The sequence below is a fragment of the Streptomyces sp. NPDC059696 genome, assembly GCF_042733745.1.
GTDB lineage: Bacteria > Actinomycetota > Actinomycetes > Streptomycetales > Streptomycetaceae > Streptomyces.
The window spans coordinates 214,946-228,135 of record NZ_JBHWFG010000007.1; the positions used below are offsets into that span (position 1 = coordinate 214,946).

Here is a 13,190-nt window from a genome sequence, read left to right on the forward strand (position 1 = left end):
CACGTCACGGACATGAAATTCGAAATGCCCTGCACCGGGAGGACGGCTCGAACGCCGAGGTCGCACGCAGCGCACACACCGAGGGGTGTGACGCGGTGTCTCAGGACCTCAGACGAGCAACGTCCTTCTCCAATCGGCGGCAACAGGACGTTGTACACCGTACGAAGGCGCTGTGAGCGATGTCAACGCCTTTACGGGGAACCCGGTCTTCGTGCTCGAAGGAGGCTCGTGTGCCGAACGAACCGCTCTCGCTGCCGGCCAGGCTCTGTCTGCTGGCCTGGGACACCGGACGGCCGGCGGCCGCCGGCACCGCCCCGCGAACCGACCTGGTGCGGGCCGGTGCCCTCGTCGAGCTGGCCCGGCGCGGCCTGCTGACCGACGTGGACGGCATCGCCACACCGGTGGACCTGGACGCGAGTGCGGGCGATCCGGTCCTCGACGGGCTGCTGGACCTCGTCCGCGAGTCCTTCCCCCATCCCTGGCGCACCTGGGTGACACTGCGGGCGCGGGTGACCTCCGACGCCGTGCGGGAGCAACTGGTGGCGAAGGGGTACGTCCGGGCGGAGAAGAGAAGGGTGCTCGGCGTGTTCCCGTCCGTGGAGTACGCGCTGGACCGGGTGGTCGTCGTGGAGGCGCTGCGGGCGGAGACACGGCAGGTGCTGCGCGAGCCGCGGCGGGGGGAGACCGGCCGGGTTCCGGCCACGGCGGTCTCCGGCCGTGACGCGGCGGTCGCCGTCCTCGCGGCAGCCGCGCACCTCTTCGGCGACGGCCCTTCCGGACAGCGCATCCGCGAACTGACCGAGCGGGCCGCTGAGGCGAGGCCCGGACTGGCCCGCGTCGTCCGCGAGGTGAGCACGGCGCTGACCGAGCGGAGGGCCGGGAACGCGGTGACCGTCTCGCGCTGAGACCACCCGTGGCCGAGTGCGAGCCCGGCCACTCTGCCGCGGCGGGCCCGTCAGGTCAGCACGTGTCGCGCATCAGCTCGGCCAGGCCGTGGTCCAGATCGAGCTGGAGGTGCTCCAGGCCGACGGGCACGAGCTCGCTCGTGGCCTCGAGGAACCGGCGGATCTCGCTCGAGCGGACGTGCACCACGGCGGTGCCCTCGGGCGCGTGGAACTCCAGTACCGTGCGGTCGTAGCCGTAGGGCCGCACCCGCACGTCGCCGTGCCCCTCGGCGCTTTTCTGACCCGCGGCGAGCAGCTCGCGGGAGAAGGTCCAGCAGACGTCGACGCCCTCCAGTGTGGCGGGGGCGGGGAAGGTCATGCGGACCGCGAACGGATCACGCCGGTCGTAGTGCAGCGTCGCGGGAATGCTCGGCATACGCGGCGCCGCGGCGACGAGGCGGGCCTCCACGGGCTGCTCGATGACGATGGACAACGCCTTTGCTCCCTTGTGACGGCTGGACGGGCGTCCGGGCGGATGAGGCCGGGCATGGGAAGAGACGACGGAATCAGCCAATCCGTGCACACGAACTGCGAGTGACCTCTGTCACCGCGTTCATGCACCGGAGTGACGTGACTCTCCTCGTGTGCCCCGCAGGCATGGGTGGGGCGGGGCGGGTGACCGCAGAGGCCGTCTGGACGGCTCCCGGGGCGTGGGCTAGCTTCGCCCGCCATGAGGCGTATGGGGAGCACGCGACGGGCGGGACGGACACGGCGCAGGGCGACCGCGACGGCGGTCTGCGCGGCGGCACTGGCGGCCCTGACCGCCGTACCGGCGCAGGCGCGCCAGCCGGAACACCGGGCGCCGCACTGGGAACTGAAGGACACCGGCGCCCCGGAGGCACGTTTCCGGGGCCTCGCCGCCGTCAGCCGGAACACCGCCTGGGTCGCCGGCACCGCCGGAACCGTTCTGCGCACCACCGACGGCGGCGCGCATTGGCGGAACGTGTCGCCGCCCGGCGCGGGGGAGTTGCAGTTCCGGGACGTGGAGGCGTTCGACGCGCGCCGGGCCGTGGTGCTGGCCATCGGTGAGGGGGAGGCGTCCCGGATCTACCGCACCGACGACGGCGGCACGACATGGACCGAGTCCTTCCGCAACCCCGACCCCAAGGCGTTCTACGACTGCCTCGCCTTCTTCGACAGCCGCCACGGGCTCGCGATGAGCGATCCGGTGGACGGCAGGTTCCGCATCCTGTCGACCGGCGACGGCGGCCGCTCCTGGTCGGTGCTGGCGGACCGGGGCATGCCGGCCGCGCAGGAGGGCGAGGCCGGGTTCGCGGCGAGCGGCCAGTGCCTGGTGACGTCCGGCGCGAAGGACGTCTGGCTCGCCACCGGCGGGGCGGCCCGCGCCCGGGTCTTGCACTCGGCGGACCGGGGCCTCACTTGGCGGGCCACCGACGCGCCCCTGCCCGCGGGAGATCCCGCCCGGGGCGTCTTCGCGCTGGCCTTCCGCGACCGCGCCCGGGGCCTCGCCGTCGGCGGCGACTACCGCCCCGACCAGCCCTCGCCGCGCGCCGCCGCCCGCACCGCCGACGGCGGCCGCACCTGGCGCCCGGCGGTCACGCCCGTGCCCGCCTACCGCTCCGGCGTGGCCTGGCTCCCGCACAGCAGGACCGCCGCCCTCGCCGTCGGCCCCACGGGCACCGACCTCACCACCGACGCCGGACGGACCTGGCGGACCGTGGACACCGGCTCCTACGACACCGTCGACTGCACGCGGGACCACGGGTGCTGGGCCGCGGGCGAGAAGGGCCGGGTCGCCCGCCTGGAGCAGTGAGCATGCCGGGTGCCCTGATCGTCGGCAGTGTGGGTACCCGTTCACCGATCGGGAAAGGAAGTGAGCGGAGATGCCACGCGGTTCGAGCTCCAAGCGGGAGCGCCAGTACGAGCACATCAAGGAGAGCGCGAAGGACCGGGGCGAGAGCACCGGCCGCGCCAAGGAGATCGCCGCGCGCACGGTGAACAAGGAACGCGCCCGCTCCGGCGAGTCCAGGACGGCCAGCCGCACCTCCACGCAGGACATGTCCCCCGGCAAGCGGGGCGGTCAGCGCTCGGGGCAGGGTTCCCAGGGACCCACCTACGACCAGCTGTACCAGGAGGCCAAGCGCAAGGGTGTCGAGGGCCGTTCCAGCATGAACAAGAGCCAGTTGCAGCGCGCCCTCGGCAAGTGAGGCGGACGCCTCGGAGGTCTCGCGGCAGGCCCGCGGCGCGGGTGCCGTCCTGGTCGCCGTGAACTCGGTGACGCGGCAGGCGCGTACGCCCGCGGTCACGAACGGGTCCTGCGCGGTGATCTCCTCGATCCGCGCACGATCCCCCCGCGTCGGCGACGATCACCCGCCGTCGCGGGGGTTGTCGCGCCCGGACGCGAGGAAGACCCCCCGCCGGTCCTGCTCGTCCAGCCACACCGCATGCTCCGCCGGCACGGCGTCGACGGCTTCCAGCGGGGCGGTGTACGCCGGTTCCGGCACGAACGCGACCGGGAGCCCACCCCCGGGCGGCCGTCCGGCCGCCGGGCAGCCCGTAGGCTCGGGCCCACCATGACGACCGTACGCATTCCCCAGGACTGGCCCGCCACCGAGGAGCAGGCCCGCGCCGTGCAGGACGCTCTGCGCGCGCGAGTGATCCTCGACGAACCGGGACCGCCGCCCGGAACGGGACATGTGACCGGGGTCGACGTCGCCTACGACGACGAGCGGGACGTCGTCGCGGCGGCGGCGGTCGTGCTCGACGCGTCGACCCTCGACGTCGTCGCCCGGGCGACCGCCGTGGGCCGGGTCGCCTTCCCCTATGTGCCCGGGCTGCTCGCCTTCCGTGAGATCCCCGCGGTCCTCGCCGCCCTCGACGCCCTGCCCTGCCCGCCCGGCCTGGTCGTCTGCGACGGCTACGGCCTCGCCCACCCCCGCCGCTTCGGCCTCGCCAGCCACCTCGGCGTCCTGACCGGCCTGCCCACCATCGGCGTCGCGAAGAACCCGTTCACCTTCACCCACGACGAGCCGGGCACCCCGCGCGGCAGCGCCTCCCCGCTGCTCGCCGGCTCCGAGGAGGTCGGCCGGGCCCTGCGCACCCGGGACGCCGTCAAGCCGGTCTTCGTCTCCGTCGGACACCGGGTGACCCTGGACAACGCCTGTGCGCACACCCTCGCGCTGACCCCCGCCTACCGCCTCCCGGAGACCACGCGCAGGGCCGACGCGCTGTGCCGCGAGGCGCTGCGGGGGACGCACCCGGCCTGACGGGCCGCACGGCGACCCGGCGATCTGAGTACCGGCCCTGAGTACCCGTACGGATGCCCCGGGCCGGTGCCGTCGGCAGGCTGGGGCGCATGACAACACACCGCGCCCCCAAGCCCGTTCCCGGCCCGGCCCAGACCGTCGAACGGGCCGTCACCACAGGACTGATCCTCGCCGTCCTGGCCGGGCTCGGCTGGATCGCCGGGATGATCTACACCGTCGCCGAGTGGCCGCTGTAGCTCCCGGCGGGCCTCAGCGGGCCGCCGCCACGCGGAACCGGATGCCCGCCGCGCGCAGCCGGCCGATCAGGGCGTTGCCCATCGCCACCGCCGTGGTGACCTGACCCGCCGTCTCCGGAAGGTCGTCGAAGGCCAGGCACAGCGCCGACTCGGCGAGCATCTTCGCCGTCTCGTCGTAGCCGGGATCGCCGCCCGAGACCTCCGTGTACACCCGCGAGCCGCCGCCCTCGCCCACGAAGCGCACCGAGAACCAGCTCTTCGCCCGCTTCTGGGGGCTCGGCCCGTCCCCGGGCTTCAGCCGGTCCGACAGCAGGCGTCGCGCGGGCGCCACCTGAGCCGCCGCGACCAGCGCGCCGACCGCCGCCACCCCGCCCACGGCGACGGGCAGACGCCGTACGGCCGCGTACTGCCGGTAGCGGAAGTCGGGCCCGTAGCGGTCGAGGGCCGACGCCGAGCGCCGCACGATCTGCGGGTCGATGGTCGGCATCGGCAGCGCCCACGCGCCGACCTCCTTGGCGAACCGCGGCGCGCCGAGCGGCGCCGACGCCCGCCGGCCCACCAGCCGCGGCTCGTGGCGCCGCCGGTCGCGCGCCGCCGCCGCCATCTGCCGCTGCCGGGCGAACTGGCCCAGCGCGGAGGCGAAGGTGCCGCCGGAGAACGCCGCGTCCGCCGTGACGAAGCCCTCCACGGTCAGGGGCACGTCCTCGGGCAGCTGCTGCACGGTGAAGTACACGCCCAGGTCGTGCGGGATCGAGTCGAACCCGGCGGCGTGCACCAGCCGCGCCCCGGTCTCCCGGGCGCGGGCGTCGTGCCGGACGTACATCAGGTCCACGAACTCCGGCTCGCCGCACAGGTCGAGGTAGTCGGTCCCGGCGTCCGCGCAGGCGGCGACGAGCTCCTCGCCGTAGGTCACGTACGGGCCGACGGTCGTGGCCAGCACGCGGGCCTTTTCGGCGAGGTCGCGCAGCGAGGCGGGATCGGAGACGTCCGCCCGCTCCACCTCGACCCGCGCGTCGGCGGGCAGTCGTTCGCGCAGCCGCTCCAGCTTCCCGGCGTTGCGGCCCGCGATCGCCCAGCGCAGTCCCTCGGGCGCGTGGGCGGCCAGGTACTCCGCGGTGAGCGCCCCGGCGAAACTGGTCGCTCCGAAGAGCACGATGTCGTACGGACGGTCCGTCCTGCTTTGCCTGCTCATGACACCCCTCGGTCGTGCAGCCCGTGCCGCTGTCGGTGGCCGAGGCTAGCGTGAGGAGTGCGGAGCCCGACGACGAGCCCGGAGGACGACGATGGCCGTGCCCAGGAATGCCCTGAAGAAGTGGGAGAAAGTGCGCGCGTTCGCACTGGGGCTGCCGGACGCCGTCGAGGAGTTCCCCTGGGGTGAGTCCGTCGCCAAGGTCAACAGCAAGGTCTTCGTCTTCCTCGGGGTGCAGGACGGCAGTTACCCCCTGGGGGTGACGGTGAAGCTCAAGGACGAGACGGCGCACGCCCACGCGCTGGCCTCCCCGGGCGCCGAACCCGCCGGGTACGGCCTGGGGAAGGCGGGCTGGGTGAGCATCCCCCTGGAGCGGCAGGGCGCCCCGTCCGCGGAGGTGCTCTGCGACTGGGTGGAGGAGAGCTACCGGGTGAGCCCCGAAGCGGCTGATAGTGGAGCTGGACGGAAGCTGACCCGTCCGGCAGATTGCTAAGCGCTTGCTCGGTCAGCTCTTGTGCCGAGTGGAACACGTTCTTAGCATCACTGGTGTTACATCAGATGTGTCACAGCACTGGGGGCTGGATGACCACGGCAAGGACGCCAGGACACGGCCCGCTCACCGGCGTGCGCGTGGTCGAGCTGGCCGGCATCGGGCCCGGCCCGTTCGCCGCCATGCTCCTGGCCGACCTCGGCGCCGACGTCGTGCGGGTGGACCGGCCCGGCGGCCCCGGGCTCGCGATCGACCCGGCGTACGACGTCACCAACCGCAACAAGCGCTCGGTGGTCGTCGACCTGAAGTCCGCCGACGGCCCGGAGCGGGTGCTCGGCCTCGCGGCCCGCGCCGACATCCTGCTCGAGGGCTACCGCCCCGGTGTCGCCGAGCGCCTCGGCGTCGGCCCCGAGCCCTGCCACGCCCGCAACCCGCGCCTGGTCTACGGCCGGATGACCGGCTGGGGCCAGGACGGCCCGCTCGCCCGGCGCGCCGGGCACGACATCGCGTACATCGCCCCCACCGGCACCCTCGGCATGATCGGCCGGCCGGACCAGGCGCCGCCGGCCCCGGCCAATCTGCTCGGCGACTACGCGGGCGGCTCCCTCTACCTCGTCGTCGGCGTCCTCGCCGCCCTGCACCACGCCCGTACGTCCGGCACCGGCCAGGTGGTCGACGCCGCCATCGTCGACGGCACCGCCCACCTCGCCACGATGATCCACGGCATGCTCGCCGCCGGCGGCTGGCAGGACCGCCGCGGCGCCAACCTCCTGGACGGCGGCTGCCCCTACTACGGGACCTACGAGACGGCCGACGGCCGGTACATGGCGGTCGGCGCCCTGGAACCGCAGTTCTACACCGAGTTCCTCGCCCTTCTCGGTGCCGGCGACCGGGCCGACGCCCGTAAGGACGTCACCCGCTGGGACGAACTGCGCGACGAGATCGCCGTCCGCTTCAAGACCCGGACGAGGGACGAGTGGACGGCCGTCTTCGACGGCTCCGACGCCTGCGTGGCGCCCGTGCTGTCGCTGCGCGAGGCCCCGCACCACCCGCACCTGTCCGCCCGCGGCACCTTCACCGACCACGGCGGCATCACCCAGCCCGCCCCGGCCCCCCGCTTCTCCGCGACCCCGACCTCCGTCCGCACCGGCCCGGCCCGGCCCGGCGCCGACACGGCGGAGATCGCCCGGGAGTGGGACGTCCCCGGGCTGCTCCCAGCGTCCCGAAACCCTCAGTGAAAGGCCCCCTCGTGAGCACCGAAGCGTACGTGTACGACGCGATCCGCACCCCGCGCGGCCGCGGCAAGGCAGGCGGCGCCCTGCACGGCACCAAGCCCATCGACCTGGTCGTCGGACTCATCCACGAGATCCGCGCCCGGTTCCCGGACCTCGACCCGGCCGCCGTCGACGACATCGTCCTCGGCGTCGTCGGCCCGGTCGGCGACCAGGGCTCCGACATCGCCCGGATCGCCGCCATCGCCGCGGGCCTGCCCGACACGGTCGCCGGTGTGCAGGAGAACCGCTTCTGTGCCTCGGGCCTGGAAGCCGTCAACCTGGCCGCCGCCAAGGTGCGTTCCGGCTGGGAGGACCTCGTCCTCGCGGGCGGTGTCGAGTCGATGTCCCGGGTGCCGATGGCCTCCGACGGCGGCGCCTGGTTCAACGACCCGATGACCAACCTCGAGGTCAACTTCGTGCCGCAGGGCATCGGCGCCGACCTCATCGCCACCATCGAGGGCTTCTCCCGGCGCGACGTCGACGAGTACGCCGCCCTCTCCCAGGAGCGGGCCGCCACCGCCATGAAGGACGGCCGCTTCGACAGGTCCGTCGTCCCGGTCAAGGACCGCAGCGGCCTCGTCGTCCTCGACCACGACGAGCACCCGCGCCCCGGCACCACCGCCGACTCCCTGGCCAAGCTCAAGCCGTCCTTCGCCGACATCGGCGAACTCGGCGGCTTCGACGCGGTCGCGCTCCAGCAGTACCACTGGGTGGAGAAGATCGACCACGTCCACCACGCGGGCAACTCCTCCGGCATCGTCGACGGCGCCTCGCTCGTCGCGATCGGCTCCAAGGAGGTCGGCGAGCGCTACGGCCTCACGCCCCGCGCGCGGATCGTCTCCGCCGCCGTGTCCGGCTCCGAGCCCACCATCATGCTCACCGGGCCCGCCCCCGCCACCCGCAAGGCCCTCGCCAAGGCCGGCCTGACCATCGACGACATCGACCTCGTCGAGATCAACGAGGCGTTCGCGGCGGTCGTCCTGCGCTTCGTCAAGGACATGGGCCTGTCCCTGGACAAGGTCAACGTCAACGGCGGCGCGATCGCACTCGGCCACCCCCTCGGCGCGACCGGCGCGATGATCCTCGGCACCCTCGTCGACGAACTGGAGCGCCAGGACAAGCGCTACGGCCTCGCCACGCTGTGCGTCGGCGGCGGCATGGGCGTCGCCACCATCGTCGAGCGCATCTGACCCCCTCCCGACGGATCACACGGAGCACCTCCACATGAGCACTGAGTCCACCACCATCCGCTGGGAACAGGACCGCACCGGCCTCGTCACCCTGGTCATCGACGACCCGGACCAGTCCGCGAACACCATGAACCAGGCGTTCCGCGACTCGCTGGCCGCCGTCACCGACCGCCTGGAGGCCGAGAAGGACTCCATCCGGGGCGTCATCATCACCTCCGCCAAGAAGACCTTCTTCGCCGGCGGCGACCTGCGCGACCTCATCCGCGTCACGCCCGAGACGGCCCAGGAGCTGTTCGACGGCGGCATGGCCATCAAGCGGAACCTGCGCCGCATCGAGACCCTCGGCAAGCCCGTCGTCGCCGCACTCAACGGCGCGGCCCTCGGCGGCGGTTACGAGATCGCCCTGGCCTGCCACCACCGCGTCGCCCTCGACGCCCCCGGCTCCAAGATCGGCTGCCCCGAGGTCACCCTCGGCCTGCTGCCCGGAGGCGGCGGCGTCGTCCGCACCGTCCGGATGCTCGGCATCGCCGACGCCCTGCTGAAGGTCCTCCTCCAGGGCACCCAGTACAGCCCCCGCCGCGCCCTGGACAACGGCCTCGTCGACGAGGTGGCCGACAGCCAGGAGGACATGCTGGCCAAGGCGCGCGCCTTCATCGACGCCAACCCCGAGTCCCGGCAGCCCTGGGACAAGCCGGGCTACCGCATCCCGGGCGGCACCCCGGCCAACCCCAAGTTCGCCGCGAACCTGCCCGCCTTCCCCGCCACCCTGCGCAAGCAGACGGGCGGCGCCCCCTACCCGGCGCCGCGCAACATCCTGGCCGCCGCCGTCGAGGGCTCCCAGGTCGACTTCGAGACCGCGCAGGTCATCGAGGCCCGCTACTTCGTGGACCTCGCGGCCGGCCAGACCTCGAAGAACATGATCCAGGCGTTCTTCTTCGACCTCCAGGCCGTCAACTCCGGCGCCAACCGCCCCCAGGGCATCGAGCCCCGCAAGGTCCGCAAGGTCGCCGTCCTCGGCGCCGGCATGATGGGCGCCGGCATCGCCTACTCCTGCGCCCGCGCCGGCATCGACGTCGTCCTGAAGGACGTCTCCCTGGAGGCGGCGCTCAAGGGCAAGGCGTACTCCGAGAAACTGTGCGCCAAGGCCGTCGCCAAGGGCCGTACGCCGCAGGAGAAGGCCGACGCGCTGCTCGCCCGCATCACCCCCACCGCCGAGGTCCAGGACCTGGCCGGCTGTGACGCCGTGATCGAGGCGGTCTTCGAGGACACCTCCCTCAAGCACAAGGTGTTCCAGGAGATCCAGAACGTCGTGGAGCCCGACGCGCTGCTCTGCTCCAACACCTCCACCCTGCCCATCACCGCCCTCGCCGAAGGGGTCGAGCGCCAGACCGACTTCATCGGCCTGCACTTCTTCTCGCCCGTCGACAAGATGCCGCTGGTGGAGATCATCAAGGGCGAGCGTACCGGCGAGGAGGCCCTGGCCCGCGCCTTCGACCTGGTCCGGCAGATCAACAAGACGCCGATCGTCGTCAACGACTCGCGCGGCTTCTTCACCTCCCGCGTCATCGGCCACTTCATCAACGAGGGCGTCGCCATGGTCGGCGAGGGCATCGAGCCCGCCTCGGTCGAGCAGGCCGCCGCCCAGGCCGGCTACCCCGCCAAGGTGCTGTCCCTGATGGACGAACTGACGCTGACGCTGCCCCGCAAGATCCGCGCCGAGTCGAAGCGGGCGGTCGAGGAGGCGGGCGGCACCTGGACGGCCCACCCCGCCGAGGCCGTCATCGACCGCATGGTCGACGAGTTCGGCCGCACCGGCCGCAGCGGCGGCGCCGGCTTCTACGACTACGGCGACGACGGCAAGCGCACCGGCCTGTGGCCCGGGCTGCGCGAGCACTTCACCGAGCCGGGGTACCGGATCCCGTTCCGGGACATGCAGGAACGCATGCTGTTCTCCGAGGCGCTGGACACCGTCCGGCTGCTGGAGGAGGGCGTGCTGACCTCCGTCGCCGACGCCAACATCGGCTCCATCTTCGGCATCGGCTTCCCGGGCTGGACCGGAGGCGTGCTCCAGTACATCAACGGCTACGAGGGCGGTCTGCCCGGCTTCGTAGCCCGGGCGCGGGAACTCGCCGAGCAGTACGGGGAGCGCTTCACCCCGCCCGCGCTGCTGGTGGAGAAGGCGGAGAAGGGGGAGCGGTTCAGCGACTCAGCCCGCGGCTGACCCGCCGGAGCCCGACGGCCCGGTGAGCCAATCGCCCAGCTCTTCCTTCAGCGACCGCTGAAAGGCGGTGAGGAGCGCCTGCACCACCAGAGGGTGCATGTGCGCGGACAAGGAGCGCACGTCCCGCGCGTCGCGCTCCGCCACCTCGCCGCGGAAGAGCTGGGACATCTCCCGGGCCGCTGCGCGCGCGTGCTCGATGAGGACCTTGCGCGCCGCGGAGATCGCCTCCTGCGAGAGCGGCACGTCCAGCAGCCCGGCGCCCAGCCGGAGCAGACCGAGGTCGGCCTCGTACCCGCCGTCCGCGGGCCGGACCACGCCCATCGCGACGAGCCGCTCGACGTCCTCGTCACCGAGCGGCCGCCCGGCCCGCCGCTCCAGTTCCGCCCGGCTGACGGTCTCGACGGTCTCCGGCGCCCAGGAGGCCACCACGGCCCGGTGGATGGCGAGGTCGTGCGCGCTCAGGTCCGGCGGCAGCTGCCGCAGATAGCGCTCGATGCCGGCCAGCGTCATGCCCTGCTGCTGCAACTCCTCGATGAGCGCCAGCCGGGCCAGGTGCTCGCGCCCGTAGTGCCCCACCCGCCGCGGACCGAGCACCGGCGGCGGCAGCAGCCCCTTCGTGCCGTAGAAGCGGACGGTGCGCACGGTGACACCGGCCCGGGCCGCCAGCTCGTCGATCGTGAGGGTCGGCTCCTCGGTGTCGGTCGTCATGTGCAGCAGTATCGCTGTCTCACCACTGCTGTGAAACCTCGCGTGATCAGGGGGAGCGGGGTGTGAGAAGGAGCGCTCTGTGACGTAGGCCACCGCGTGAGCCCCATGGCGTGGGGGAAGGTGGCCCCTTGGTCTGTGCCTTTACCGAGGGCACGGACCTTATGTACGTCCGGAAGCCGAGCGCGACCCGCTCGGGCGCACCAGAGAGTGGATCCACCGTGAGCAAGGACGCCGTGAACACGGCAGCGGCCACGCCGCGTACCGATGCGGCCGCAGTGCCCGCGGACGCGGGCGACGCCGGCTACAGCAAGGACCTCAAGGCCCGCCACGTCAACATGATCGCCATCGGAGGCGCGATCGGCACCGGACTGTTCCTGGGCGCGGGCGGCCGCCTCCACAACGCGGGCCCGGCCCTGGCGATCGCCTACCTGGTGTGCGGCATCTTCGCCTTCTTCGTCGTCAAGGCCCTCGGTGAGCTCGTGCTCTACCGCCCCTCGTCGGGTTCCTTCGTGTCGTACGCGCGTGAGTTCCTCGGTGAGAAGGGCGCGTACGTCGCCGGCTGGATGTACTTCCTGAACTGGTCGACCACCGGTATCGCCGACATCACCGCGATCGCGCTCTACACGCACTACTGGAGCCTGTTCACCGACATCCCGCAGTGGGTGCTCGCGCTGGTCGCCCTCGCGGTGGTCCTGGTGGTGAACCTGATCTCGGTGAAGATCTTCGGCGAGATGGAGTTCTGGTTCGCGATCATCAAGGTCGCGACCCTCGTCGGCTTCATGCTGATCGGCATCTTCCTGCTCGCCACGCAGCACGAGGTGGGCGGCCAGACCCCGGGCATGAGCGTCATCACCGACAACGGCGGCGTCTTCCCGCACGGCATGATGCCGGTCGTCCTGGTGATGCAGGGCGTGATCTTCGCGTACGCCGCGCTGGAACTGGTCGGTGTCGCCGCGGGCGAGACCGCGGAGCCGGAGAAGGTCGTCCCGCGCGCGGTGAACTCGATCATGTGGCGCGTGGGCCTGTTCTACGTCGGCTCGGTCGTCCTGCTGGCCCTGCTGCTGCCCGGTTCGGTCTACTCGGCCGACCAGAGCCCCTTCGTCACGGTGCTGTCGAAGATCGGCGTCCCGGCCGCGGGCGACGTGATGAACCTGGTGGTCCTGACCGCCGCCATGTCCTCCCTCAACTCGGGCCTCTACTCCACGGGCCGCATCCTGCGCTCCATGGCGATGGCGGGCTCCGCCCCCAAGTTCACCGCCCGCATGAACCGCAGCCAGGTCCCCTACGGCGGCATCCTGCTGACCTGCGGGGTGTGCGTGCTCGGCGTCGGCCTGAACTTCCTGGTGCCGGCCCAGGCCTTCGAGATCGTGCTGAACGTGGCCTCCCTGGGCATCATCAGCACCTGGGTGATCATCATGGTGTGCCACCTGGTCTTCGTCCGCCGCGCCAAGGCGGGCCTGATCAGCCGCCCCTCCTTCCGCCTCCCGGGCACCCCGGTCACGGAGATCGCCACGATCGTCTTCCTGCTGGCCTGCCTCGGCATGATGTGGAACGACCCCGAGGTCGGCCGCAGGACCCTCCTGCTCATCCCCGTGATCGCCGTCATGCTGGTCGCCGGCTGGTTCGGTGTCCGCCGCAGGGTCTCCCGGACGGCGGACCAGGAACTGTCCCGGCTGACGAAGTAACGGCCCGGGGTCATCGGCGGCCGGCG

At 72.4% G+C, this 13,190-nt stretch carries 12 protein-coding genes and 2 pseudogenes; 10 read left to right on the top strand and 4 right to left on the bottom strand.

Going from position 1 to position 13,190, the window contains the following annotated elements:
• Positions 1-230 precede the first annotated feature (230 nt).
• Positions 231-905: a GPP34 family phosphoprotein gene (locus tag ACFV20_RS10365; protein ID WP_385654750.1), complete on the top strand. Its 675-nt coding sequence runs from the start codon at positions 231-233 to the stop codon at positions 903-905.
• 55 nt (positions 906-960) lie between these two features.
• Here the strand turns inward: ACFV20_RS10365 and ACFV20_RS10370 are convergent, their stop codons facing one another.
• The gene (locus tag ACFV20_RS10370) at positions 961-1,377 is read right to left on the bottom strand and encodes an SsgA family sporulation/cell division regulator (protein WP_385654753.1); all 417 of its coding nucleotides are present in this window, start codon (positions 1,375-1,377) and stop codon (positions 961-963) included.
• A gap of 246 nt (positions 1,378-1,623) precedes the next feature.
• Between ACFV20_RS10370 and ACFV20_RS10375 the strand changes: the two genes are divergently transcribed.
• Both ACFV20_RS10375 and ACFV20_RS10380 read left to right on the top strand, forming a co-directional pair.
• Positions 1,624-2,718, top strand: a complete 1,095-nt coding sequence (locus tag ACFV20_RS10375) for a WD40/YVTN/BNR-like repeat-containing protein (RefSeq protein ID WP_385654755.1) — start codon at positions 1,624-1,626, stop codon at positions 2,716-2,718.
• 70 nt (positions 2,719-2,788) lie between these two features.
• Complete coding sequence (locus tag ACFV20_RS10380; protein WP_385654758.1) at positions 2,789-3,112, top strand: plasmid stabilization protein; 324 nt, start codon at positions 2,789-2,791, stop codon at positions 3,110-3,112.
• A gap of 15 nt (positions 3,113-3,127) precedes the next feature.
• Here the strand turns inward: ACFV20_RS10380 and ACFV20_RS10385 are convergent.
• A pseudogene (locus tag ACFV20_RS10385) lies at positions 3,128-3,409 on the bottom strand (YciI family protein); the annotation flags it as partial.
• Positions 3,410-3,478: 69 nt separating this feature from the next.
• Here ACFV20_RS10385 and ACFV20_RS10390 point away from each other — a divergent pair.
• Both ACFV20_RS10390 and mmpA read left to right on the top strand, forming a co-directional pair.
• A complete protein-coding gene (locus ACFV20_RS10390; RefSeq protein ID WP_385654761.1) occupies positions 3,479-4,171 on the top strand; it encodes an endonuclease V in 693 nt (230 codons plus the stop codon).
• A gap of 89 nt (positions 4,172-4,260) precedes the next feature.
• Positions 4,261-4,407: a morphogenic membrane protein MmpA gene (gene mmpA, locus ACFV20_RS10395; protein ID WP_385654762.1), complete on the top strand. Its 147-nt coding sequence runs from the start codon at positions 4,261-4,263 to the stop codon at positions 4,405-4,407.
• 13 nt (positions 4,408-4,420) lie between these two features.
• On the opposite strand, the gene ACFV20_RS10400 is transcribed toward mmpA, so the two are convergent.
• Positions 4,421-5,599, bottom strand: a complete 1,179-nt coding sequence (locus ACFV20_RS10400) for a saccharopine dehydrogenase family protein (RefSeq protein WP_385654765.1) — start codon at positions 5,597-5,599, stop codon at positions 4,421-4,423.
• A gap of 91 nt (positions 5,600-5,690) precedes the next feature.
• Between ACFV20_RS10400 and ACFV20_RS10405 the strand changes: the two are divergent.
• From ACFV20_RS10405 to ACFV20_RS10420, 4 genes and pseudogenes are all read left to right on the top strand, one after another.
• A pseudogene (locus ACFV20_RS10405) lies at positions 5,691-6,069 on the top strand (MmcQ/YjbR family DNA-binding protein).
• A 109-nt stretch (positions 6,070-6,178) separates the two neighbouring features.
• The gene (locus tag ACFV20_RS10410) at positions 6,179-7,324 is read left to right on the top strand and encodes a CaiB/BaiF CoA transferase family protein (RefSeq protein WP_385654767.1); all 1,146 of its coding nucleotides are present in this window, start codon (positions 6,179-6,181) and stop codon (positions 7,322-7,324) included.
• A gap of 11 nt (positions 7,325-7,335) precedes the next feature.
• Entirely contained in the window at positions 7,336-8,550 is a 1,215-nt protein-coding gene (locus ACFV20_RS10415; RefSeq protein ID WP_385654770.1) for an acetyl-CoA C-acetyltransferase, read from the top strand.
• A 34-nt stretch (positions 8,551-8,584) separates the two neighbouring features.
• Positions 8,585-10,771 carry a 3-hydroxyacyl-CoA dehydrogenase NAD-binding domain-containing protein gene (locus ACFV20_RS10420; RefSeq protein ID WP_385654773.1) on the top strand — a complete coding sequence of 729 codons (2,187 nt, stop codon included), beginning with the start codon at positions 8,585-8,587 and terminating at the stop codon, positions 10,769-10,771.
• Here the strand turns inward: ACFV20_RS10420 and ACFV20_RS10425 are convergent.
• A complete protein-coding gene (locus tag ACFV20_RS10425; RefSeq protein WP_385654775.1) occupies positions 10,757-11,479 on the bottom strand; it encodes a MerR family transcriptional regulator in 723 nt (240 codons plus the stop codon). The two genes, ACFV20_RS10420 and ACFV20_RS10425, sit on opposite strands and share 15 nt — an antisense overlap.
• 218 nt (positions 11,480-11,697) lie before the next feature.
• Here ACFV20_RS10425 and ACFV20_RS10430 point away from each other — a divergent pair, with 218 nt between their 5' ends.
• The gene (locus tag ACFV20_RS10430) at positions 11,698-13,164 is read left to right on the top strand and encodes an amino acid permease (RefSeq protein WP_385654778.1); all 1,467 of its coding nucleotides are present in this window, start codon (positions 11,698-11,700) and stop codon (positions 13,162-13,164) included.
• Positions 13,165-13,190: the final 26 nt, after the last annotated feature.